At 70.7% G+C, this 22265-nt stretch carries 19 protein-coding genes and 1 pseudogene; 12 read left to right on the top strand and 8 right to left on the bottom strand.

Going from position 1 to position 22265, the window contains the following annotated elements; all coding sequences use genetic code 11:
* Positions 1-496: 496 nt before the first annotated feature.
* The 4 genes from CLV71_RS43925 to CLV71_RS43910 form a co-directional block, all read right to left on the bottom strand.
* Entirely contained in the window at positions 497-889 is a 393-nt protein-coding gene (locus CLV71_RS43925; protein ID WP_133908910.1) for a MerR family transcriptional regulator, read from the bottom strand.
* Position 890: 1 nt separating this feature from the next.
* Positions 891-1406 (bottom strand): nitroreductase/quinone reductase family protein, encoded by a 516-nt coding sequence (locus CLV71_RS43920; RefSeq protein ID WP_133908909.1) that lies wholly within the window; start codon positions 1404-1406, stop codon positions 891-893.
* Positions 1407-1605: 199 nt separating this feature from the next.
* Positions 1606-4248 carry a discoidin domain-containing protein gene (locus CLV71_RS43915; RefSeq protein WP_133908908.1) on the bottom strand — a complete coding sequence of 881 codons (2643 nt, stop codon included), beginning with the start codon at positions 4246-4248 and terminating at the stop codon, positions 1606-1608.
* 15 nt (positions 4249-4263) lie between these two features.
* Positions 4264-4977 (bottom strand): GntR family transcriptional regulator, encoded by a 714-nt coding sequence (locus CLV71_RS43910; RefSeq protein ID WP_133908907.1) that lies wholly within the window; start codon positions 4975-4977, stop codon positions 4264-4266.
* Positions 4978-5145: 168 nt separating this feature from the next.
* Here CLV71_RS43910 and CLV71_RS43905 point away from each other — a divergent pair, with 168 nt between their 5' ends.
* From CLV71_RS43905 to CLV71_RS43895, 3 genes and pseudogenes are all read left to right on the top strand, one after another.
* Positions 5146-8163, top strand: a complete 3018-nt coding sequence (locus CLV71_RS43905; RefSeq protein WP_133908906.1) for an aminoglycoside phosphotransferase family protein — start codon at positions 5146-5148, stop codon at positions 8161-8163.
* 82 nt (positions 8164-8245) lie between these two features.
* Positions 8246-8440 (top strand): annotated as a pseudogene (gene eno, locus CLV71_RS50845) (phosphopyruvate hydratase); the annotation flags it as partial.
* Between the two features lie 19 nt (positions 8441-8459).
* Positions 8460-8990 (top strand): phosphopyruvate hydratase family protein, encoded by a 531-nt coding sequence (locus CLV71_RS43895; protein WP_208298028.1) that lies wholly within the window; start codon positions 8460-8462, stop codon positions 8988-8990.
* Positions 8991-8997: 7 nt separating this feature from the next.
* Here the strand turns inward: CLV71_RS43895 and CLV71_RS43890 are convergent, their stop codons facing one another.
* Positions 8998-10032, bottom strand: coding sequence for a LacI family DNA-binding transcriptional regulator (locus tag CLV71_RS43890; protein ID WP_208298027.1), 1035 nt, complete (start codon positions 10030-10032; stop codon positions 8998-9000).
* A gap of 158 nt (positions 10033-10190) precedes the next feature.
* On the opposite strand from CLV71_RS43890, the gene CLV71_RS43885 reads away from it, so the two are divergent.
* The 3 genes from CLV71_RS43885 to CLV71_RS43875 are packed head-to-tail and all read left to right on the top strand — an operon-like array spanning position 10191 to position 13200.
* A complete protein-coding gene (locus tag CLV71_RS43885; RefSeq protein ID WP_166664501.1) occupies positions 10191-11459 on the top strand; it encodes an ABC transporter substrate-binding protein in 1269 nt (422 codons plus the stop codon).
* Positions 11456-12379, top strand: coding sequence for a carbohydrate ABC transporter permease (locus CLV71_RS43880; protein ID WP_208298026.1), 924 nt, complete (start codon positions 11456-11458; stop codon positions 12377-12379). The genes CLV71_RS43885 and CLV71_RS43880 overlap by 4 nt, the downstream gene beginning before the upstream one ends.
* Complete coding sequence (locus tag CLV71_RS43875) at positions 12376-13200, top strand: carbohydrate ABC transporter permease (protein WP_133908902.1); 825 nt, start codon at positions 12376-12378, stop codon at positions 13198-13200. The genes CLV71_RS43880 and CLV71_RS43875 overlap by 4 nt, the downstream gene beginning before the upstream one ends.
* Positions 13201-13229: 29 nt before the next feature.
* Here the strand turns inward: CLV71_RS43875 and CLV71_RS43870 are convergent, their stop codons facing one another.
* Both CLV71_RS43870 and CLV71_RS43865 read right to left on the bottom strand, forming a co-directional pair.
* Entirely contained in the window at positions 13230-13814 is a 585-nt protein-coding gene (locus tag CLV71_RS43870; protein WP_208298025.1) for an SDR family NAD(P)-dependent oxidoreductase, read from the bottom strand.
* A 48-nt stretch (positions 13815-13862) separates the two neighbouring features.
* Positions 13863-14594, bottom strand: coding sequence for a GntR family transcriptional regulator (locus tag CLV71_RS43865; RefSeq protein WP_133908900.1), 732 nt, complete (start codon positions 14592-14594; stop codon positions 13863-13865).
* A gap of 68 nt (positions 14595-14662) precedes the next feature.
* Between CLV71_RS43865 and CLV71_RS43860 the strand changes: the two genes are divergently transcribed.
* Genes CLV71_RS43860 through CLV71_RS43850 form a run of 3 tightly spaced genes read left to right on the top strand, consistent with a single transcriptional unit; the run spans position 14663 to position 17570 of the window.
* A complete protein-coding gene (locus tag CLV71_RS43860) occupies positions 14663-15460 on the top strand; it encodes an SDR family NAD(P)-dependent oxidoreductase (protein WP_133908899.1) in 798 nt (265 codons plus the stop codon).
* Positions 15457-16728 carry an enolase C-terminal domain-like protein gene (locus CLV71_RS43855; RefSeq protein ID WP_243867385.1) on the top strand — a complete coding sequence of 424 codons (1272 nt, stop codon included), beginning with the start codon at positions 15457-15459 and terminating at the stop codon, positions 16726-16728. The genes CLV71_RS43860 and CLV71_RS43855 overlap by 4 nt, the downstream gene beginning before the upstream one ends.
* Positions 16725-17570, top strand: coding sequence for an SMP-30/gluconolactonase/LRE family protein (locus CLV71_RS43850; RefSeq protein WP_166664500.1), 846 nt, complete (start codon positions 16725-16727; stop codon positions 17568-17570). Before CLV71_RS43855 ends, CLV71_RS43850 begins: the two co-directional genes overlap by 4 nt.
* 180 nt (positions 17571-17750) lie before the next feature.
* Here CLV71_RS43850 and CLV71_RS43845 read toward each other — a convergent pair whose 3' ends face one another.
* Positions 17751-18626, bottom strand: coding sequence for a helix-turn-helix domain-containing protein (locus tag CLV71_RS43845; RefSeq protein WP_133908897.1), 876 nt, complete (start codon positions 18624-18626; stop codon positions 17751-17753).
* 103 nt (positions 18627-18729) lie between these two features.
* Here CLV71_RS43845 and CLV71_RS43840 point away from each other — a divergent pair, with 103 nt between their 5' ends.
* From CLV71_RS43840 to CLV71_RS48970, 3 genes are all read left to right on the top strand, one after another.
* Positions 18730-19494, top strand: a complete 765-nt coding sequence (locus tag CLV71_RS43840) for an SDR family oxidoreductase (RefSeq protein ID WP_133908896.1) — start codon at positions 18730-18732, stop codon at positions 19492-19494.
* A 335-nt stretch (positions 19495-19829) separates the two neighbouring features.
* A complete protein-coding gene (locus CLV71_RS48975) occupies positions 19830-20672 on the top strand; it encodes an AfsR/SARP family transcriptional regulator (RefSeq protein ID WP_208298024.1) in 843 nt (280 codons plus the stop codon).
* Positions 20584-22167 (top strand): ATP-binding protein, encoded by a 1584-nt coding sequence (locus tag CLV71_RS48970; protein WP_279588799.1) that lies wholly within the window; start codon positions 20584-20586, stop codon positions 22165-22167. Before CLV71_RS48975 ends, CLV71_RS48970 begins: the two co-directional genes overlap by 89 nt.
* Positions 22168-22265 lie beyond the last annotated feature (98 nt).

Raw genomic sequence — 22265 nt, 5'->3', positions numbered from 1 at the left:
CGACGAGATCTCGTTGATCGTGATCTCGCAGCCCGGGCAGTCCGTCTCGTAGGTCTCCTTGCCCGCGGCCACGAACGCGGCCGGGGCCGGGCAGTCGGTGCCCTGGTTGATCAGCACGCGTCCCGTACCACCGGAGTCGGCGGTGACCCACTTGGCGAGGGCGACCTGCATCTGCGAGCCGCTCGCCGGGATGTAGGCCAGCGTGCGCGATGCCGGGTGCCTGTCGTCCGGGAGCTGGTTGGTGTTGATGACCTCCACGACGCGGCAGGTGAACACTCGGCGTCACCAGTCGGCGATACCGGGTCGTTGTCGGGTAAGGAGGAATTGTTCGACGAGAGTGGCGACTACGTTCAGGGCGGCGGCGGGTTGCTGGGAGGCGGATGGTGGCGAGCAGGCGGTCGCGGGTTTGCGGCAGTCCCTCATGGGTGCAGTGAAGGACGCCTTCCTTGCATTCCGCCGCGACCGACGGACCCGGCGAACGTTGATGCTCACCGCACTAGTCACGTAGCTGTGCGCGAAGACGACTTGTGTGCTCGACGAGTGTGGCGTGAAGGTGCTCAAGAGCGTCGATCTTGGTCCGCAGGGTTGTCAGGCGTTGCTCGTAGATGTCGAGCGCCGCTGTGCAGGGTGCCGCGTTCAGGTCAGGTGATCGTACGCAGGAGCCGAACTGGTCGATGTCGTCGACGGACAGGCCAGCGCTGAGCAGGACGCGGATGTTGTTGACCACGTTGACGACGTCGGGCCCGTAGCGGCGGTAACCGTTTTGTTCCCGGTCGGCGGTGATCAGTCCGCGTTGCTCGTAGTAGCGCAGAGACCGAGCGCTGGTCGCGGTCCGGCGCGAGAGTTCACCGATGCGGAGCCCGTCGCGATGATCGGCAGCAGGTGTCATGTCACTCCGGTGTTTCGACTTGGTCCGCAGTGGCTGAACTCTGGACCCGATCGAGGACGACGACCGGTACCTGCCGGCCGGCGGCTTTCTCGAAATCAGCGAACGCGGGCATGAGGCGAACCTGCTTATCCCAGATGGCGTCACGTTCGGAGCCGTGGGCGACGCGGGCGATGGCCCGCGTCAGGTCGGAGCCCACCTCGATGGTCACCTCGGGGTTCGTCTCGACGTTGCGGTACCAGGCGGGCGGTCGCGGGCTCCCGCCGAAGGTCGCGAAGACCGCGAAGGCGTCGTCCACCGCCTGGTACATCAACGGGTTCGTACGTCGGCGACTGGTCACCGCACCGATGTGGCTGACCAGGATGATCGGAACAGTCTGGTCCGGATCGAAACCGGGCAACAGAGGCGGTATCGGACGACCTTGGGCCAGGTCCTGCTCGGTGCTCCACCGGACGAATCCCCCGTTCGATCGAAACTCCGTCACGATCCGACGGTTCCATTCCCGAATGTCGACAGGCATGACCGGAAGCTAGCACCCTGACACCTGTGTCAAGGTCAAGCTGCAGACCAGTACCCAATCTCGCCCATCGCCGTGCGCCGAAAGCCCCAGGCGTCCCAGGTCCAGGGCCCAGATCAGGGGCCTCTCCGGCTGATGTTGCTGGAGCGGGTGAGCCGCCTGCTCCGGTGCGCGACCACCTCTCGGCCACTGTCCTCCTGGGTCAGTCGACGGTCAGGATCGCGACGCCGTAGGCGGGGACGGGGATGGTGTAGGACGGTGCGGTGATCGGCCTCGCCGCCGTGCCGGTGACGAGGTTGATCGGCGTCTGGTTCGTGCTGATGCCCACGTTGGTGAGGTCCACGGTGATGTCGGCGGCCGACGCCTGGAAGTTGAGTACCACCACGGCTTTGACCGTGCCGTCCTTGTTCGTGCGCAGGAAGGCGTAGTACCTGGCGTTGTCGTTGGTCGCCAGCTTCACCCGCAGTCCGGACGGCGCCAGTGCGGCGTAGCCGCTCTGGGCCTTCATGAGGGTGTGGAGCATGTCGCGCTGGGCCTGGGTCCAGTGCGGGAACTCCTGTTCGACGGGGTTGACCGTGAAGTAGTCGTTGTGGACGTAGAACAGCGTGCCCATCGTGGTGAGTGTCGCGATCTCGAGCAGCCGCTTGTTCACCGGGTAGTTCCTGCGGCCCCAGTTGGGTGGGGTCTGCGTGATGCCGCCCGCCTCGACCATCTCGTCCCGGTAGCCCTTGAGCACGTTCTCCAGGCCGTTCGGGTTGGCGCTGTCGATCGCGTTGAGAACGCTGCTCGAACCCGGCTCGGGTGGGATCGCCCACTGGGTGATCGAGTAGTCCTGCAGGCTGTTGTAGTGCCAGTCGGTGATGAAGCCGCGCTCCGCGGCGCCCTCGGCGTTCATGAACGTGTCGTAGTTGCGCATCACGTCGGTGATGGCCACGTTGTTGTACTCCAGCGTCGTCTGGTGGTAGACGTTCGGTGCGTCGAAGATCATGCCGTCGAAGCCCTTGTCCATCCAGAACGTCACGTAGCGCCGGACCTCGTCGCGCCAGCACTGCTTCGCGAAGTGGAACGACGGCGCGGCGTCGTCCCAGCGGGCCCAGTAGTAGGCGTGGTAGGTCGCGTTGTAGACCCAGCGGTCGTACTCCCCTGGCGTGGCACGGATGTCGAACCAGCAGCGCTCCTTGCTGTCGACGCCGGCGGCGAAGTCACGCAGCGCCTTCTGGAAGAACGGCGCGGACTCGTGCGCGTAACCGGGGTTGGCGAAGAAGAGGATCTTCATGTCGCGGGCGTGCGCCGCGGTCAGCAGCTCCTGGAGGTCGGTGAAGGTGCCGACGTCGGGGTGGACGTTGTACAGGTTGGTGACGCCGAGGCCGGCCCACACGTCCCGATTGCCCTCGAAGATCGGGGCGAGCTCGATCGCGTTGTGGCCCTCCGCCTTCAGGGTGTCGAGCTGTGCGCGGATCTCGTCGAGGGTGATGCCCTGCCAGACGGGGAAGAACCGCGCGACGCCGGAGCGGTCCTCCCACCACCGGGTCCGCAGCGGCGAGCCGATGCCGTAGACCGTCAGGTCCTGGCTGGCTGCCGGTTGCCCGCCCGCCGACGGCCGCGGCACGGTGAGCCGGACGTACCGGTAGGCGCCGTCGACGTCGGCCGTGAACGTCCGTCCCGTGGCGCCACCCGAGCGGTCCAGCACGGTCGTCCACGCCGCGGCGTCGTTGGACACCTGCATGACGAACGACCAGGTGTCCGCCGCGGGGAACGACTGCTCGATCCTGCTGAGCACGCTCGAGTTGCCGAGGTCGACGGTGAGGGTCTGCGGCGAGGTCGTGTCCAGCGCCTGCCACGACGTGCGCGGGTCGTCGTCCACCGCGGTGAACGGCTCGTGCCCCGGCCGCAGGGACGACGACTGCGCCTTCGTCCCCGCCGCGAGTTCGCGGGCGGTCGGGGCGCCGCCGGGGCCGAACACGCGGAACTCCGTGCTGTCGGCCCAGAATCCCGAGGCGGACGCGGTGATGGTGAGGCGGACGTAGCGGAACTGACCGCTGACCGGCAGGTGGAAGAACTGCCCCCGCACGCCGGCGCGGTAGTCGGCGAGCGGCGTCCAGGTCCGGTCGTCCACCGACCCCTCGACGACGAACCGCCACGTGTCGACGTCCTTGAAGTTCTGCTGAACGGCGGACAGGTTCCGAGGGCTGCCGAGATCGACCTTCAGCCACTGCGGGGTGCTGCCGCTTGCGGCCACCCAGTAGGAGGAGACGTTGCCGTCAATGGCATCGGCGGGCGTGTAACCGGCGAGCGCGGTGGACGCGGTGGCCGTCGCGGCGGCCGTGAGGTCGGTCGACGGTGGGGCCCCGACCGCGCGGAAGTCCACACTGGACGGATCGTGCCCACCGGCCGAACCCAGCACGTGCAGGCGGAGGTGGCGGTAGACGCCGGTGACACCGTCGCCGAACGTCCGCCCTGCGCGCCCAGCCGCGCGGTCAACCAGCACCGCCCAGTCCCCACCGTCCACGGAACCCTCGACGACGAACCGCCACACGTCGTCGTCGGCGAACGTCTGCTGGACCTTGACCACGTTCCGCGGGCCGCCGAGGTCGATCGCGAGCCACGCGTCTGCCGTGGTCGCCCGCCACACCGAGTCGAGGCTCTGGTCGACGGCGTTGGCCGCGCCGGCGTCCCGGTCGCCGGACGAGGCCGTCACCTCCACCGGCCGGAGCACGCTCACCCCGGTGCTCTGGAGCACGGGCGCTCCCGGCGGCGTCTGCTCCGCCACCGCCGTGGTGCTGCTGGTGAGCGACACCACGGCGAGCACGGCGAGCAGGTGGGCGCGGACGGACGTCGATGTCACGGGTCCTCCTGGAGGTCAGGGTGCGTCCGGTCCGGACGACTCCTCGAAGTAGTCGGGGTACCGCGCCATGAGCCGCGGCAGCGTCACCGCGACCAGCCGGACGTGGTCACGCAGCATGGCCTCGGACTTCTCGCGGTCGCCGTCGATCAGCCCGACGGCGATGACCTCGTGCTGGTCGATCAGGTGCGACAGCACGGCGGGCTCCGGCAGGCTCAGCCGCCGGACCCGGTCCATGTCGGCGCGGATCCGCTGCGTGATCCGCCAGGCCCTGGGATGCCCGCTCAGCTCCATGATGAGCCGGTGGAACTCCTGGTCGAGCCGGTAGAACCGTTCGTTGTCGCCCGCCGCCTCCGCACGCCGCTGCTCGGCGATGTTGGCGGTGAGCCGGTCGGCGTCGTGCTCGGTGACGTTGCCCATGGCACGCGCGAGCGCGGCGGTCTCGAGTGCCTCGCGGACGAACTGGGCGTCGTGCACGGCCGCCACGCTGATGCGGGCGACGAACGTGCCGAGCTGCGGCACGACCCGGAGCAGTCCCTCGTCCTCCAGCTGCAGCACGGCTTCGCGAACCGGGGTGCGGCTGACACCGAGGCTCGTGGCGATCGCGGCGTCGGACACGCGCTCACCCGGCAGGAGACGCAGCGACACGATCTGTTCCCGCAGTACCTCGTAGACCTGGTTGCGAGCCAGATCGCCACGAAGTCCGCGGTTGATCGGTTGGGAAGTCGCCATACTAGTATATTAGTATTCGCCACCAGCCAGCACCAGCCCTTCCCCCGACGCCTGGAGCGCCCGTGCTCCTCGACCACCCGCGGCGGAGATGCTGCCCGGACCGGCGAGGCCACGCCGCACGCCGACCTCGTGCCGCGCCGCGGCACCACGTTCTGAGGGGTGTCCACAGTGAACTCACCGGATCGGCTGTCCGCCAGGGTCGGCACTCCCCCACCACTCGGTGAGCTCACCAGCCGCTGGCTCGCTCCGACCGAGGAGGACCGGTTCGCCCTCCCGGTCGTGCAGAACTTCGTCGGATCGGTGCAGTGCTGCTGGGGTCCCGCCGGCATCCAGAACTGGCTGGCACCGCCGACCGGCCTGCCGACCCCGACCGGGCGCCTCTACGCGCTCGACGGCCTCGGCAGGCCCGCCGAGGTGGATCCAGCCGGAACCTCCTACCAGGTGTCGCCGTGGGAGATCCGCAGGCGCCATCCGGTCGTGTCGGCCAGGACCCGGCTGCACAGCGGTGACACCGCGGTGACCGAGCGGCTGACCTTCCACCGCGCCGGGCGCTACGCGTTGGTGTTCACGGGACTGTGCCGGACGTGGAGCTTCACCGACTACTGGAACCTGCCGCCGGAGGACGTCCCCCAGCTCAACGTCCGGTTCGAGCACGGGGCCGTGTGCACGGGCGACAACAAGACGTTCGGGCTGGCGAGGTTCTTCGTGCCCGACGGCGGACGGGTCCGGGTCCACACCCGCCACGAGGACTTCCTCGCGGGTCGCCAGGACAGCCACGTCGGCCGCCTCGCCGTGGTGTCGTTCGACGCGGCCGAGGGCGAGGAGGTCGCGTGGACCGGCGTGCAGGGCACCGACCCCGGGCTCGTGCCACGCGGTGACGACGCCGACGCCGAGGAGACGTGGTCACGGGTGTGGGCCGCCGCGTTCACCCCCGGCAACGAGCACTTCTCCGGCTCGCTGCCCGCGCTGCGGTTCGGCAACGGCGCCCTCGACCGGCTGTACTACATGGGCGTGCTGGCGCTCCTGCACGGCAGGCGGACCCCCGCGCCCACTGGACCGAGGGCCCGGTTCGCCACCGGTGGCCAGGCGATCTGGACGAGCGACCTCGCGCCGCTCACCACCGCGTACACGACCGGGGCGACCGAGGGCGCGGCCACGACCAGCTTCCTGTGGGAGCTCCACCTCGTCGCTCCCCTGCTGGCGCGGCTGGATCCCGACGTACTGCGCCGCCAGCTGGAGGCGTTCCTGGTCGCCGGCACCGACCGGCACTGGGGCATCGACATCCTGACCGGGCGCGGGGTCGGCATGTGGTACGGCATCAACGACGGCGCCGTGGTGACCGCGGCGGCCGCCTACCTCGACCACACCGGCGACCGGTCCTGGCTGGACACCGTCGTCGGCGACACCACCGTGCGCGCACACCTGCTGCGCCACGTGGCGCGGCACGAGGAGCTGGCGGACGGCGAGGCGCTCGCGGACTACGGCGAGGCACACCACGTGCTCGAGTGCGTCAGCTCCTACGAGCACCGGCTCGCGTCGTTCAACGCATTGGCCGCCTGGTGCTACCGCTACGCCGCCGACGTGCTCGACCCCGAACACGCGGGCACGCACCGGGCCAGGGCGGACACCGTCGAGCGGGCGGTCCTCGACCTGTTCGACGACGGCGTTTTCCGCTGCGTCACCCCCACCGGGGAGCGGGTCGTGCGGACGTGCCTGGACTTCATGTACGTCGGACACTATCTGGGCGAGCGGCTCGACGACGAGCACAAGCGCGCGATGCTGCGTTTCTTCGTCGCGGAGCTCGAGACCCCGGACTGGATGCGGGCCCTGTCGCCCAAGGACGCGGACAGCCTCACCTCCGCGCTGCCGGAGTTCCAGACCTACCGCGCCGACCACCAGTCCACCGGCGCCTACGACGGCTGGCCGGGGCTGTCGGCCGAGGTGCGGTTCCGCTTCGGCGACGGCGCCGCGACCGTCGACTGGTTGCGCCGCATCAGCGCGGTGACGTGGGAGGGCCCGTTCGGCCAGGCGCACTGGACCGGGATCGACGGACGCGACCCCGCGGCGCCGGCCCGCAAGGCGAGCTTCTTCAACGGGAACTGCTACCTGCTGGTGTCGGGAAGCACGCTGTCCACCGCGATGCTCCACCACGCCACCATCGAGGCGGACGACTCGGCCCGGCCGCTCCCCCGGCCGCTCGCCGAGGCACTGGACGCGCACGGCCTGGGTGACCCGGCCGGCCCGGTGCTGGGGGTCCCGGTGACTGGCGGTGTGTCCTCGGACGTCTGGCGGGTGGAGCTGCCTTCGGGCCCCGTGTGCGTGAAGCGAGCGCTGTCGAAGCTGAAGGTCGCCCGCGACTGGCGCGTCTCGACCGCGCGTGCGGGCAGGGAGGCGGCGTGGCTGCGGCTGGCCGCGACCATCGACCCCGCCGCGGCGGGACACGTGCTGGCGTTCGACGAGGAGCGGGGGGTGCTCGTCCTCGAGTGGATCGACGCGCGGGTGTGGAAGAGCCGGCTCCTGGCCGGCGAGGTCGACGACTCGACGGCGCGCCTGCTGGGCGAACGGCTGGTGCGGCTGCACGCCGGCGCGGTGGACCACGACCGTGCGGAGTGGTCGGACGCGCGGCCCCTGTTCGAGGCGCTGCGGATCGCGCCGTACCTGCGCGCCACCGCGGCACGGCACGGCGAGGTGGCCGACCGCCTGCTGGCGATCGCCGACGACCTCGCCGCCTCGGCGGTGACCCTCGTCCACGGTGACGTGAGCCCGAAGAACGTGCTGGTGGGTGCGGATGGTCCGGTGCTCGTGGACGCCGAGTGCGCCTCGCCGGGCGACCCCGCGTTCGACGTGGCGTTCTGCGTGAACCACCTGCTGCTGAAGGCCGTGATCGCCGGGGCCGCGACGGCCGGGCGGCTGGTCGCCGCCGCCGGCCGGTTCGCGGCGGCCTACCTCGCCGGTGTCGCATGGGAACCGCCCGATGACGTGGACGGGCGGGCGGCCCGGATCCTGCCGGCACTCGGCCTCGCCCGAGTCGACGGACTGTCGCCCGTCGAGTACCTGACGGATCCGGCGGACCAGGAGTTCGTCCGTGCCACCGCGTTGGCCGGCGTCGTCGAACCGGCGCCGGGTCTCGACACCGCGTGCCGCCGGTGGCTCGCGGCCCTCGACGCGAGAAGGCCCCGTGGGTGACCGGACCGAGATCGTCGCCGTCCGGGGGCATCGGCGGTGGGACTCCCGCGGTGTGCCCACCGTGGAGGTCGTCGCCACATCGATGGCGGTCGCCGCGGCGGCCGACGCGACCGACCGGCCACTGTGGACACTTCTGGACCCCGGGGCGGACCGGCTCCCGACACCGGAGGTGCAGGTGTTCGGCGGCGGTGCGCACGCGGCCGGACGCATCGACCTGCAGGACCTGCTCGTGGTCCCGTTCGGCGCGTCGTCGTTCGCCGAGACCCTGGACTGGGTCTCCGAGATCCACCTGCGTGGTGGCGAGTGGCGACACCACCGGCCTGCGGTCCGGCACCGAGGTCGGTATCGCGATCGACGTGGCCGCCACCCAGCTGGCGACCGACGGCGGCTACCCCCTCCGGCACGACGGCGCGACCCTGACCAGGGACCGGTGGTGCGCCCGGCTCGTCGGGTGGACCCACCGGTTCCCGATCGTGTCCATCGAGGACCCGTTCGCCGAGGACGACGCCGAGGGCATGGCCATGCTCGTCACCGAGATCGGCTCGCGGGTGCAGGTCGTCGGCGACGACTTCCTCGTCACCGACGCGGCCAGGGAGGCGGCGCGGGCCCACGGTCTCACCGCCGTCGTCTCGACCCGCTCCGGCGAGACGGAGGACGTCACCATCGCCCACCTGGCGGTCGGTTGGGGTGCCGACGGGGTCAAGGTCGGCTCGCTGACCCGCGGCGAACGCACCGCGAAGTGGAACGAGATGCCGCGCATCGAGGAGGACCTGGGCACCAGGGCCCGGTTCGCCGGCGCGGTGGGGCTGTGGCCGGCAGGACGCTGACGCCGGCTCAGCGCCGCACGGCTCCGTGCTCGACGACCTCGGTGGGCAGCACCAGCCGCCGCACGCCGAAACGGTCGTCGACGTGGGGGTTCTCGCCGCGTTCGTGGAGTATCCGCGCGGCCGAGCGGCCCAGTTCGTGTGCGTCGTAGCGGACGACCGTGACGGGTCGGGCCAGCAGGTCGGCCAGCTCGAAGTCGTCGAACCCGGCCAGTTCGACGTCGGCGCCGCGTTCGACGATCGTGCGGTAGGCGCCGACCGTGTTGCGGTTGTTCGCCGCGAACACCGCGGTGGGCGGGTCGTCGAGGTCGAGCAGCTCGCGGGTGATCGTGGCGGCTGCGGCCTGCTCGTCGCCCGGCTGACGGGCGACGTACCGGGGGTCGATGGGGATCCCGGCCTCCTCCAGCGCCATGCAGTAGCCGCGGAAGCGCTCCGAGCCGGTCCACATCGCGCCGGAGAACCCGACGAAGGCGATCTTGCGGTGCCCCTTGTCCACCAGGCGGCGGACGATCTCCCACGTGCCGCCGAAGTCGTCGAGCAGCACCTCGTCGACAGCGACCTTGAGACCGGGGCTCGCGACGAACACCACCGGCATCGCGGCGAGCAGGCTGGGCTCGAAGTGCCGGTGGTCGCTGCTGCACGGCGCGGCGACGATGCCACCCAGCCCTCGCGAGGCGAAGTCGTGGACCAGCTGGCGTTCCTTGGCCACCGAGCCCGCCGAGTTGCCGATGATCACCCGCATGCCGAGCTCACCCGCGAAGGACTCCACCCCGACCGCGAGCTGGGCGTAGAACGGGTTCGTCAGGTTGGTGACGATCAGGCCGATGAGCCCACGTTCCCGGCCGAGCCGCAGGTTGCGGGCGTTCTCGTTGCGCCGGTAGCCGAGGGTCTCGACCGCGTCGAGCACGGCGCCGACGGCGTCCTGCGACACCTTCGACGGGTCCTTGAGCACCCGCGAGACGGTCATCGGGCTCACGCCCGCGAGCCGGGCCACGTCGGCCATCCTCGGCCGCGGAGTACGCGACGAGCCTTCCTCGGGTGCCACCGCGTCTCCTTCGGCCTCGATCGTATTGATAACGATATCACCGCATGCCGAATCGATCTCACCACCAACAATGCGATCAGACAGGGAATTTTGCTCCTCAGAGGGTTACTTGACAGATGGTATCGTTACCATCCACGCGCCCGAAGGAGTGTGACGTCGTGCACGACAAGCGCATCGCCGCTATCGCCGCCCTCGCCCTGGTGGCCACCGCCTGTTCCAGTCCGTCGAGCGGAGGCTCCAGCGCCGACGGCCCGCTCACCGTGTACAGCGACAACTCCTACTGGGAGGGCGCGTTCGTCACGGTGGGCGACAAGCTGGCCGAGACCACCGGGCGGGGGTTCGAGCCGCGGGCCATCCCCCTGACCACCAACTACGAGCAGCAGGTCCGCACGGCGCTGCCGACGTCGAGCATCACCGACATCATCAAGTGGTGGAGCGGCTACCGCCTCCAGGACATCGCGCGCGACGGCCATCTGACCGACCTCACCGAGGTGTGGGAACAGGCCGAGAAGAACGGGTGGGTCGACCCGCGGCTGCGCGAGGCGTACGAGTACGACGGCAAGGTCTACGGGCTGCCCGCGTACCAGTCCAACTGGGTCGTCTTCTACAGCATCCCGTTGTATGAAAAGTACAAGCTCAAGCCACCGACCACGTTCGCCGAGTTCGAGCACAACGCACAGGTGCTCGAGGGTAACGGGGTGACCCCCATGTGGTCGGGGCAGTCCGACGGCTGGACGCCGCTCATCCCGTTCCAGGACCTCGTCGCCAAACAGGATCCCGCCTTCTACGAGAAGCTCGCCACCGGCAAGGCGTCCTACACCGATCCCACGGTCCACGAGGCCATGACGATCTGGAAGCGGTGGATCGACGCGGGGTGGATGACACCGGCCGACTCGGCCATGAGCGACGCCGCCGCGTTGATGAGAACCGGCAAGCTGGCCCACCTGACCGCCGGCACGTGGCAGAACGGCGTCATGAAGACGGCGAAGCTGGTGCCGGGCAAGGACTACGGCGCGTTCCTGCTGCCAACGGTCGAGCCGGGCGGCACGCAGTCGGTCTTCGTCGAGGGCGGCGTGCTCGCCGTCCCGGCGAACGCGCCGAACCGGGACGCGGCGGTCGAGCAGCTGCGGCACTGGCTGTCCCCCGAGGTCCAGGAGGTGTGGGCGGAACAGATCGGCGACAACTCACCCAACCCCGACGTGGTCCCCGACGACGCGGTGCTCGCCTCGGTCAGGGAGCAGATCGCGACGGCCGACCCCGTGCTGCTCAACAGGTACTGGGAAGCGAGCCCGCCCGCCCTCGTCGAGGGCAACGTGCAGGATCTCGGCGGGTTCATGGTGCACCCGGGCGACATCGACGGCCTGCTGTCGAAGATGCAGGACCGCGCCAGGACCGAATGGGCCGCGTGGGAGGACGAAGGACGGTGAGCTCCGCCGTCCTGACGCGGAAGACGACGAAACCGCCGACCCGCCCTCGGGACGGGCGGGCGGGGCTCGCGGTTCCCCGCGCCACCACCGCCGCCTACCTGTTCCTCGCGGTCGGCCTCGTGGCCGTCGTCCTCCTGGTGCCCATGGGCGTCACCGTGTGGCGCAGCCTGTTCGGCGACACGGCCGCCGCGGAGTTCGCCGGCGTGGACGGGTACCGGAACATCTACGCCGACGAGGTCCTCGCGAGGTCGCTGCTCAACACGCTGATCTGGGTGGTCGGCTCGCTCCTGCTGCCGGTCGGGGTCGGGCTCGCGGTCGCGGTGCTGACCTCGACCGCGCGGTGGGGTCGGGTCGCTCAGTTCGCGGTCGTGCTGCCTTACGCGCTGTCCGGCTCCGCGGTCGCCGTGATCGGCTCGTTCCTGCTGCGCACCGACGGGGCGGTGAACTCCGCGCTCGGCGGGCTCGGGCTCGACGGGTGGCGGCAGTCGTGGCTTCTGGAATGGCCGTTGAACACCATCAGCGCCATCCTGGTGAACACGTGGCAGAGCACCGGCGTCGCGGTGATCCTCTTCCTCGTCGGCCTGCGGGCGGTACCGCCCGACACGCTGGAGGCCGCCGCGCTGGACGGCGCCGTCGGCTGGCGGCGGTTCTGGTACGTGACCTTCCCCCAGCTGCGCGCCGCGACCGCGGTGGTCGTCGGCATCACCCTCGCCAACGCGCTGCGTGCCTTCGACGTGGTCTGGGTCCTCACCGCGGGCGGACCGGCCCGCAGCTCGGAAACCCTCGCCCTGTCGATGTACCGCGAGACCTTCCTGCTGAACAACCCCGGGACGGGCGCGGCCCTCGCGGTCGTGCTGACCGTCATCGTCCTGCTCAGCTCGTGGATCTACCTGCGCTCGCAGTTGAGGAGCCCCCGATGAGGCGTTCGACGTTCGGGGCGTGGGCGCGCGGCGTGACGTTGGTCGTCCTGGCCCTGCTCTGGCTGGTGCCGGCCTACCTCCTCGTCGTGAACGCGATGACCGCGACCGAGGACTACACCGGGACGCCGCTGTGGCTGCCCCACAGCTTCGCGTTGTTCGACAACGTCGCGACCGCGTGGGAGGTAGGCGGGTTCGGCCCGTCGATGCGCAACAGCCTGTACTACGCGATCTTCTGCGCGGGCGTCGCCGTGCTGGTCGCCACGCTCGCCGCGTTCGCGGTGACGATCATGCCGATCCGGCGGCCCGTGCTGTGGTTCTGGTTCGTCTACGCCGGGACCCTGCTGCCGCTGCAGGTGTTCGCCAGGCCGCTGTTCCTCGGCGCGGTGGCGGTCGAGCTGTACGACACCTGGACGGTGCTCACGGTCGTCTACATCGCGATCTGCGTCCCGTTCGCGTTCTTCGTGGTGCGCAACTTCCTGGTGACCATGCCGCCGGAGCTCGTCGAGGCGGCGCGCCTCGACGGTGCGAGCTGGTCGCGGATGTTCGCATCGATCCACCTGCCGCTGGCCAGGCCCGCGATGGCGGCGGCGTTCGTGTTCCAGTTCGTCTGGGTGTGGAACGAGCTCTTCTTCGGCATCACGCTGACGATCTCGCCGCAGGTGCAGCCGGTGATGGCCGCGCTCGCGCGGCTGCAGACCGACGGCACGGCGGCGAGTCCCCCGGTCCTGATGGCGGCGGCGCTGCTCGTCTCCGTGCCGACCGTGGTCGTGTTCTTCGCGTTCCAGCGTTTCTTCCGGGCCGGCGTCCGGTCCAACCTGTGATGCCGGACCGCGGATGCGGGGACCGGCCGTCAGCCCGCGAGCAGGCCGCCGTCGAGCAGCCGCGCCACCCACGGCGAGTCGACGGTCCCGGGGCAGACGCAGTTGCCGCGGACGCCGGTGCCGGCGTACTGGATGGCGACCTGCCTGCTGAACGCGATGACCGCGCCCTTGCTCGCGCAGTGGGCGGTGCGGTTGGCGAGCCCGACCGAGCCTGCGACGGACGCGGTGTGCACGAGCGCGCCTCGGCCCTGCGCGAGCATGGTGGGCAGCACCGCCCGGGTACCGAGGAACGGGCCGCGCGCGTTCACGGCGAAGAGCCTGTCCCACTCCCGCACGCCGCAGCTCACCGGGTCGGCGGTCGAGCCGATGCCCGCGTTGTCGAACAGCAGGTCGATCCGGCCCGTCGCCCTGAGCACGTCGGGGACCAGCGCGGGCCAGTCCTCCTCGCGCGACACGTCGAGCCGGACGGGACGGGGGCCGTCGGGGACGCCCGAGGGGTCGAGGTCCGCGCTGAACACCGTCGCGCCCTCGTCCCGGAGCCAGTCCGCGATGGCGTGCCCGATGCCGGAGCCCGCCCCGGTGACGATGGCTGTCTGGTCGGCGAAGCGCGACATGATGCCCCTTCCGGTGGTTCGGTGCCGCGGCGGTCCCCCGACCGCGGCTCAGGTGCCGGTGAAGTAGTGCTCGTGGCTCACGCGCAACGCGGGCAACGTGGTGAGCACGCGGCGGCAGTGCGTCCGGAGGTGCGCCACCCCGGCCTCGGTGTCGCCGGACTCGAGACCGTCGACGATGCCGGCGTGCTCGGCGATCAGCGTGTCGAGCAGGCCGGCATCGGTCAGGCCGAGCCTGCGGACCCGGTCGAGCTGGGGTTTGATCCGCCGGACCGCCTGCCACGCGCCGAAATGGCCGCCCAGCACGTACACCTGCTCGTGCATGGCCTCGTCCGCGGCGAAGAACGCCTCCAGGTCCCGCGTGCGGGCGGCCGACTCCTGGAGCTGGACCAGGCCCCGCATGCGGCCGACGTCACGGTGTGGCAGCGCGGCGGCGTCGCGGTAGGCCGCGATCTCGAGTGCCTCCCGGATGAACCGCGCCTCCTCGACCGCGCTCGCCCGGATCATCGCCACCCGGGTACCGACCTGGGGCGTGACGTCGACGAGACCGACGTCGACCAGCCTGCCGATGGCCTCGCGCAGCGGCGTGCGGCTGACCCCGAGCCTGCCGGCGAGCTCGGTCTCGGACAGCAGCCGGCCCGGCTCGAGGCGCAGGTCGCAGATCGCGGCCTCGAGCTCGGCGAAGATGCGGTCCGACGTGCGGTTGGCACCCCTGCCGCGCACGATCGGCGCGAGACCCGTCGCGGACCACGCTTCGCCACCCGGCCTGTCCGAACCCGCCATGCGGCACATCGTCACAGCACAGCGGCTTGTATGCAAGTATGCCAACACGAGATCGACGCGGAGGACACATGGAGTTCGCCGGCAAATCCGTCCTGGTGACAGGCGGGTCGAGCGGGATCGGCCGCGCGGTCGGTTCGATGCTGGCCGAGCGCGGCGCGGACGTCACGATCGCCGGCCTCGACCAGGCCGAGGTCGACGCCGCCGTCGCCGACCTCACGCTGGTGGCACGCGGGACGGTGGCCGGGTTCGCCGTCGACGTCCGGTCCGAGCCCGAGGTCCGCGCGCTGGTGGATCGGGCGGCGCGCCCCGGCGGCGGGCTCGACGTGGTCGTGGCGTCAGCCGGTGTCCAGCGGTACGGCGCCGCGGCGGACACCACGACCGAGGAGTGGGACGAGGTGCTCGACGTCAACCTGCGCGGGTGCTTCCTGACCGCCAGGTTCGCCGTTCCGCACCTGCGTGCCAGGGGCGGAGGTTCGGTGGTGGTGGTGTCCTCGGTGCAGGCCTTCGTCTCGCAGCGGGCGGTGGCGGCGTACGTGGCCAGCAAGGCGGGCCTGCTGGGGTTCGTCCGCTCGCTCGCCGTCGACGAGGCGGCCAACGGGATCCGGGTGAACGCCGTCTGTCCCGGCTCGGTGGACACGACGATGCTGCGCGACGCCGCGCGGCTGTTCGCGGGCGACGCGGCGAGCGCGGCCGAGCTGATCGGGCGGTGGGGGGCGGCCCATCCCCTCGGCAGGGTCGCGCGCGCCGAGGAGGTCGCCGAGGTGGTGGCGTTCCTCGCCGGCGATCGGGCGAGTTTCGTGACCGGCGCGGCCATTCCGGTCGACGGTGGTCTGCTGGCGAGCGCCGGCGTGGTGTTGCCGGAGTGAGCGAACCGTCGACACAGCGCGAGTTCCACGACTTCACCATTCGCGCCGTCCGCGCGACCACGGTGTCGGTACCCCTGGTGGCCCCGCTGCGGCACGCCGCGGGCGCGCACTGGGGGCGCTTCGTCCGCACCCTGGTCGAGGTCGAGACGGCCGACGGCCTCGTCGGCCTCGGCGAGCTCGGCGGCGGGGGCGAGTCGGCGGCCGCCGCGGTCCGCGACCTCGAGTCCTATCTCGTCGGCCACAGCCCCTTCGACCTCGAGGCGTTGCGGTTCAAGATCTGCAACCCGACCGCGTCGCTGTACAACAACAGGACCCAGCTGCACGCCGCGGTCGAGTTCGCCTGCCTCGACCTGATCGGGCTGCGGATCGGCGTGCCAGTGCACGACCTGCTCGGTGGCCGGGTCCGCGACCGGGTCGAGTTCGCGAGCTACCTGTTCTACCGCTACGCCGACCCGGCCACCGGCAGCGGCGAGGTGCGGACCGTGGACCAGCTGGTGGCACACGCGCTCGAACTCAGGGCGCGTCACGGTTTCCGGTCGCACAAGCTGAAGGGCGGCGTGTTCGAGCCCGGCTACGAGGTCGAGTGCTACCGCGCGCTCGCGGCGGCGCTGCCGGGCGACACGTTCCGGTACGACCCGAACTGCGCGCTGTCGCTGCGGCAGAGCATGCGGGTGATCGACGCGATCGCGGACGTCGACAACGACTACCTCGAGGACCCGACCTGGGGCATGGGCGGCATGCGCGCACTGCGTGGCAAAGGCCCGCTGCTCGCGACGAACACCCTGGTCGTGAACTTCGAACAGCTCGCGGCCAACGTCCTCGCCCCCGCGGTCGACGTCATCCTGCTGGACACCACGTTCTGGGGCGGCATCCGGGCTTGTGTGAAGGCCGCGGGGATCTGTGAGACGTTCCAGCTCCCGGTCGCCGTGCACTCCTCCGGTGAGCTGGGCATCCAGCTCGCGTCGATGCTGCACCTCGGTGCGGTGGTGCCCGGCCTCACCTTCGCCGCGGACGCCCACTACCACCACCTCACCGACGACGTCATCGCCGGCGGGAAGCTCCCGTACACGGACGGCGCGATCGAGGTGCCCTGCGGCCCCGGCCTCGGCGTGCGGCTCGACCACGACAAGGTCGCCGAGTACGCCGAGCGGTACCGCGAGGAGGGCGGCTACCCGTACGACCGCGACCCGGGCCGACCGGGCTGGTACCCCCTCGTGCCCAACACCGACTGGGCCGACCCGACCGACGAAACGGGGGTCAGCTGGTGACCGTCGAGGTGGCCGTCCCAGCCCGGGCGCGGGTGGGCGAGGGCCCGCACTGGGACGAGCGGGAGAACTGCCTGTACTGGGTGGACATCCTGGCCGGCCACATCCACACGACGACCCTGTCGGACGGGGTCACCCGCACGGTCCGGTTGCCGACCCTGGTCGGCGCCGCGGTCCCCCGCCTGCGGGGCGGCTTCGTAGCGGCGACGGCGAGCGGGTTCGCCGAGGTCGACACCGACGGCACCTACCGCCCACGGCACGACCTCCTGAGCGAGCACCACCGGATGAACGACGCGAAGTGCGACCCGCGCGGCCGACTGTGGGCGGGCAGCACGCACGTGGACTTCGAGGCGGGACGTGGCGCGCTGCACGTCCTCGACACCGACTGGCGCACCCACGTCGTCCTCGACGGACTCACGCTGCCCAACGGCATGGGCTGGAGCCAGGACGGCAGGGAATTCTACCTGATCGACTCGATCGAGAGGCAGGTCCTGGCATTCGACGTGGACCTCGACACGGCCGAGCTGGGTGCACGCCGGGTGGTGACCACCTTCCCGGGCGACGCCGGCCTACCGGACGGCATGTGCGTGGACGCCGAAGGCACGCTGTGGATCGCCATGTGGGGCGGCCACGAGCTCCGGCGGATCGACCGCCACGGCCGAACTCTGACCCACGTCCCCGTCCCGGTCGAACAACCGTCGTCATGCGCCTTCGGTGGCGCGAACCTGTTCGTCACGTCGGCCTCGGAGGACCTCGACATCCCGGCCGACACACCGGACGGATCGGTGTTGCGCGTGACGGGCCTGGGTGTGACCGGCACGCCGGGCGTCGCCTTCGCCGGTTGACCGGGCCGATCAGCTTGTCCATGGCCTTCTCGACTGTTTCAGGCCGGCCACGACGAGGACCGCTCCGGCAGGCCACCAAACGCAGGTGGACCGCCAGGTCGAGGAGGAGCAGGACGGTCGGACTCCGGCCGGCGGGTCGAGGCACCGGCGGTGTCGCCGATCTACCACCGTCCACTATGACTATCCATCCAAACAGGACAGTACGTCGCCGGCTCCTGTGGTAGTCAGACCCGAGGCGACCAGCGTGTTCAGCAACGTCAACGCCTCGGCGCCGGTCGAGCCCGGTTCGGCCCGGTAGACGCACAGAGTTTGCTGGTCCCGGGGCAACGTGAGGACTTCCGGCTCGAGTTCGAATGTTCCGGCCTGGGCATGGCGGAACAGCTTGTGGTCGCTGACACCCGCGTGCACGTCGTGCCGCGACCACAGCCGCGCGAAGTCGGCCGAAACCATGGCCAGTTCGCCGATGAGTTGTGCCAGAACGATTTCACCGGCACGTGCTACGGACACTCGGCGGAGATGCCCGACCATCTCCACCGCGACGCTGTCCCAGTCCGGATACAGACTTCGAGCCTCCGGCAGCAGGAACACCCGGCGAGCCATGTTGCGTTCGCCGGCTTCGTGCAGGCCAAGCAGCGCACCGCCGACCGGGGTCCAGGCCAGCGCGTCCAGGTGGCGCCCGAGGACGACGGCGGGAAGGTCCGCGAAACGGTCGAGGATCGCGCGCACACCGTCCCGCACCGACTCGTCGCGGGGTCGAGGCTGGCGACGGGATGTCGTGACCGGCTTGCGGTCGACGGTGCCGAGCCGCCGCAGATGCTCGCGTTCGACGTCGTCGAGCCGCAGGGCGACGGCCAGCGCCTCGAGTGTGTGCTGCGGTGGCCTGACCCGGCCCTGCTCGATGCGGGTGTAGTAGTCCGGGCTGATCCCGGCCAACGACGCCAGCTCCTCACGCCGCAGCCCTGGGACGCGGCGCACGCCGGCCGCGGGCAGGCCAAAGTCGGCCGGCTGCGTTCGGGCACGCCGGGCATGCAGGAAACGTCCCAGCTCAGATGCCATGGCACCAGCATGCCCGATGAGTAGCAACAGGTGGGTGGTCCGATTCGACCTAGGAAAGCCTGACCTCTGGCTGGTCGCGCCGGTCACGCCCAGAGTCCGGGCCATGACAACGACCTCCACCGCGCCCCTGACCGGCCGCGTCGCTCTGGTCACCGGCGCGGCCTCCGGGATCGGCGCGGCCACCGCCCGCCGCCTGGCCGCCGACGGCGCGTGTGTCGCCCTCGTCGCGCGCCGGGCCGACCGCCTGGCGGCACTGGCCAGCGAGATCGGCGAACAGGCCCTCGCGGTGCCGGCCGACCTCACCCGACCCGACTCGATCGACCGGATCGCCGAGGACGTCACGGCCCGGCTGGGTGCCGTGGATCTGCTGGTCAACAATGCCGGCGTCATGCTGCCCAACCCGATCGCCGACCGGCGCGGCACGGAATGGCAGCACATGCTCGACCTCAACCTGATCGCGCTGCTCCACGTCACCCGTGCCCTGCTCCCCGGCCTGCTTGTGGCAGCGACGGAAGGCCGGACAGCGGACATCGTCAACCTTTCCAGCACCGGCGCCGATGCCGCCGTCCCCGCGTTCGCCGTCTACGGCGCGACCAAGGCCGCGGTCAGCTACCTGTCCCGGGCGCTCCGAGCGGAACTCGCCCCGACCGGCGTGCGGATCACCGACGTCAAACCCGGTGGCGTGGCCACCGAACTGTTCGACCACGCGACCCATCCCGACCTCCGCGAAGGGATGATGACCGCGGCAAGGAACGGGCGACTGCTCAACGCCGACGACGTGGCCGACGCGATCTGTTACGCGGTAAGCCGTCCCGCCCACGTGTGCCTGTCCCAGCTGACGGTCATGCCCCTCGCCCAGCCGCAATGACCCAATCCGGTCGGGAACCTCGGTACCTGTCGCGCCACTCGAACACCGACGGCGCACACCACCGGCATCACCCCCGACAGCCACCCCGCCTCTTCGACACCGACAAGACCGTTGGACACCTCCTGCGAGGATGCACTTCTCAACGCCTTGTAGTCAACTTCCGCTACCACGTCCACCGCCCACAGATATCCCTTCAGACAGGCGCCGCACTACGTCCGCGCCGCAGTAGTCACACTGTGGTTCGTCTCCGTTCTTCAACTCGTTGGCATCATGGAACTTCGCCGTTCGGCGTCAGTGAATCCATATCTCCTCGGTCGCGTGGTCATCGCGGCCCGGTGTGGCGGCTGGCGTTCAGCTCGGACAGCACCCGCGTCGCCACCGCCGGCAACGACGGCTCGGCCCGGGTCGTGAACAGCTCCCTACATCTCCGGATTCTCGGTCCCCTCCGACTTTCCCGCGACGGCGTCGAGCTCGACCCCGGCCCACGCCAGCAGGCCTACCTGCTCGCCCTGCTCCTGGCCCGCGGCGGCCGTCCGACCAGTGCGAGCGAACTGATCGAGCTGATCTGGGACGACGGCGCCCCGGCCAGCGCCACCAACGTCCTCCAGAAGTACGTCGGCGCCCTACGCCGGGTGTTCGAACCAACGGTCCTACCCCGCGAAGCCGGTTCGTACCTGCACCGGCACGGCAACGGCTATCGGCTCACCACCACCCGAGGCATGCTCGACCTGATCACCTTCCGCGAACACATCGAGACCGCCAGGACCCGCCCCGACGCCAACACCGCCGTCGACCACTACACCGCGGCCCTCGGCCTGTGGCACGGCCCCGCGGGCCACGGACTCACCTACGGATCAGCGGCGATGCCCCTTTTCACCGCCCTCAACGGCGAGTTCCTCGACGCATGCCAGGCCGCGGCGGAACTCGCGATCTCCCTGAGACAGCCACATCGAGTACTGCCCGCGCTTCGCCTGGCCAGCTCGATGGCACCGTTGCACGAGCCGGTCCAGGCGAGCCTCGTCGCCACGCTGGCTGCCGCCGGGCAACGAGCGGAAGCACTCGCGGTGTTCTGCGCGATCCGCACGCGCCTTGCCGAGGACCTCGGTATCGAACCCGGCCACGCACTCCGGGCAGCGCACCAGCGGGTGCTGCGCCAGACGGCGGTGCCCGTGCCCTGACCCCAGGACACCGCCCGTCAGCGCCCTGGTCGGCCGGGCACGGGAGCTCACGGTGCTTCACCAGCTGTCGAGCCAAGCGCTCGACGGCGGCACCGGACTCGTCATCGTCGAGGGGGAACCCGGGGTGGGAAAGACCCGCCTGTTGGAGGAGGCCACCGCCGAAGCGGACCGGCGCGGCGCGCTCGTCGCGTGGGGTCACTGCCTCGACGACGACGAGGCACCGCCGATGTGGCCGTGGATGCAGGCGCTCGGCACGGTCCTCGACGACCTGCCCGCCACCACGCGGGAGAGGTGGCAGGACGGCGAGCTCCGCCACCTCTTCGACCAACGCGCGATGGGCCTGACCGCGCCGGCGCCAGCGGACGACGACACCCGCCGCACGCGGTTCGACCTGTTCGAGCAGGTCGTCACCTTCATCGGCCAGGTCTCGGCCGAGCGGCCGGTGGTTCTCGTCATCGACGACCTGCAGCGGGCCGACGTGGCGTCACTGCGGCTGTTCGATCGTCTGGCAGCCAGGATGCTCCGCGGCACCGTGATCGTCGGCGTGCTCCGCGACCGGGTGAGCGCCCACGGCGGCGACCTGTCGCGGACGCTCGCCACGGCCAGCCGGGTGCCCGGCCACTGCCGCATCCGGCTCGGGCCGCTGTGCGAGGCCGAGGTGGCCGAACTCGTTCGCCTCGAGACCGGCAAGGACCCAGGTGCGGACGTCGCCCGCACCATCCACGCCCGTACCGCGGGCAACCCGTTCTTCGTCCGGGAGCTGTCCAGGCTGCTCGCGGGCCGCGCCGTGCTCACCGAGGAAGCCGCGAGCACAGGCGTGCCATCCACCGTGCACGACGTCGTCCGCGACCGCATGGCAGGCCTCGACCACGACTCCAGGGAGCTCCTCCGGCTCGCCGCGTCCATCGGCCGCGAGGTCGACCTCGACCTGCTCGCCCGTGCCGCGGGCCTGGACATCGGGACCTGTCTGGCCCGCCTGGAACCCAGGCGACGCACTCTGTCTGCTCGGCTCCCGCCGACCCGTTCTCGTTCCGGTTCATCCACGACCTGGTCCGCGAATCGGTCGCCGAGACCACACCGACCCCACGGGCGGCCCTGCTGCGCCTACGCATCGCGGCGGCTCTCGGACAAGCCGACCCGGCACGCACGGCACCGGCTCTGTCGCGTGCCGACCACCGCACCGCGACGAAGTGCACGTCCGACACACGACACTCGACCTGACATCCTTCAGCTCGTCCACAATGGACGGAATACAGTGGACAGACCGGCTCGATCACCTGCCGCCCGTGACGTCGGACCGCCCGACTGTCGGGCGACCGGAGCCCGCGGCCGGCCAGGTGGATCGCACCTGGCCGGCCGCGATTCTCAGCCGGTGATCAGTGACAGCGTCACGCCGTCACTCTGTGCGCCGAGGAACGTCGACAGCGCCGTGAACGACGAGTTGTACCCGGACGGGCACGAGTCGTCGTTCGTGGTGTCCTTGTGGACGGCATAGCCCCAATGCTGGTCGGTTAGGTTGTGACAGGGCCGGTAGCCTGCGGTTTGTGGATCTTGAGACGGACGCAGGCCCGGGCCCTAGCTTGGCTGACCAGG

Source organism: Actinophytocola oryzae (assembly GCF_004364325.1).
Taxonomy (GTDB): Bacteria; Actinomycetota; Actinomycetes; order Mycobacteriales; family Pseudonocardiaceae; genus Actinophytocola; species Actinophytocola oryzae.
The sequence above is the reverse complement of the archived record's forward strand: the minus strand, read 5'-3'. Positions and strand labels throughout refer to the sequence as shown.

Coding starts and splice junctions, on each gene's coding strand:
- CLV71_RS43860 (WP_133908899.1), top strand. CDS start 14,663: ATGGAGTTCGCCGGCAAATCCGTCCTGGTGACAGGCGGGTCGAGCGGG.
- CLV71_RS43845 (WP_133908897.1), bottom strand. CDS start 18,626: ATGGCATCTGAGCTGGGACGTTTCCTGCATGCCCGGCGTGCCCGAACG.
- CLV71_RS43920 (WP_133908909.1), bottom strand. CDS start 1,406: ATGCCTGTCGACATTCGGGAATGGAACCGTCGGATCGTGACGGAGTTT.
- CLV71_RS43870 (WP_208298025.1), bottom strand. CDS start 13,814: ATGTCGCGCTTCGCCGACCAGACAGCCATCGTCACCGGGGCGGGCTCC.
- CLV71_RS43910 (WP_133908907.1), bottom strand. CDS start 4,977: ATGGCGACTTCCCAACCGATCAACCGCGGACTTCGTGGCGATCTGGCT.
- CLV71_RS43865 (WP_133908900.1), bottom strand. CDS start 14,594: ATGGCGGGTTCGGACAGGCCGGGTGGCGAAGCGTGGTCCGCGACGGGT.
- CLV71_RS43925 (WP_133908910.1), bottom strand. CDS start 889: ATGACACCTGCTGCCGATCATCGCGACGGGCTCCGCATCGGTGAACTC.
- CLV71_RS43840 (WP_133908896.1), top strand. CDS start 18,730: ATGACAACGACCTCCACCGCGCCCCTGACCGGCCGCGTCGCTCTGGTC.
- CLV71_RS43875 (WP_133908902.1), top strand. CDS start 12,376: ATGAGGCGTTCGACGTTCGGGGCGTGGGCGCGCGGCGTGACGTTGGTC.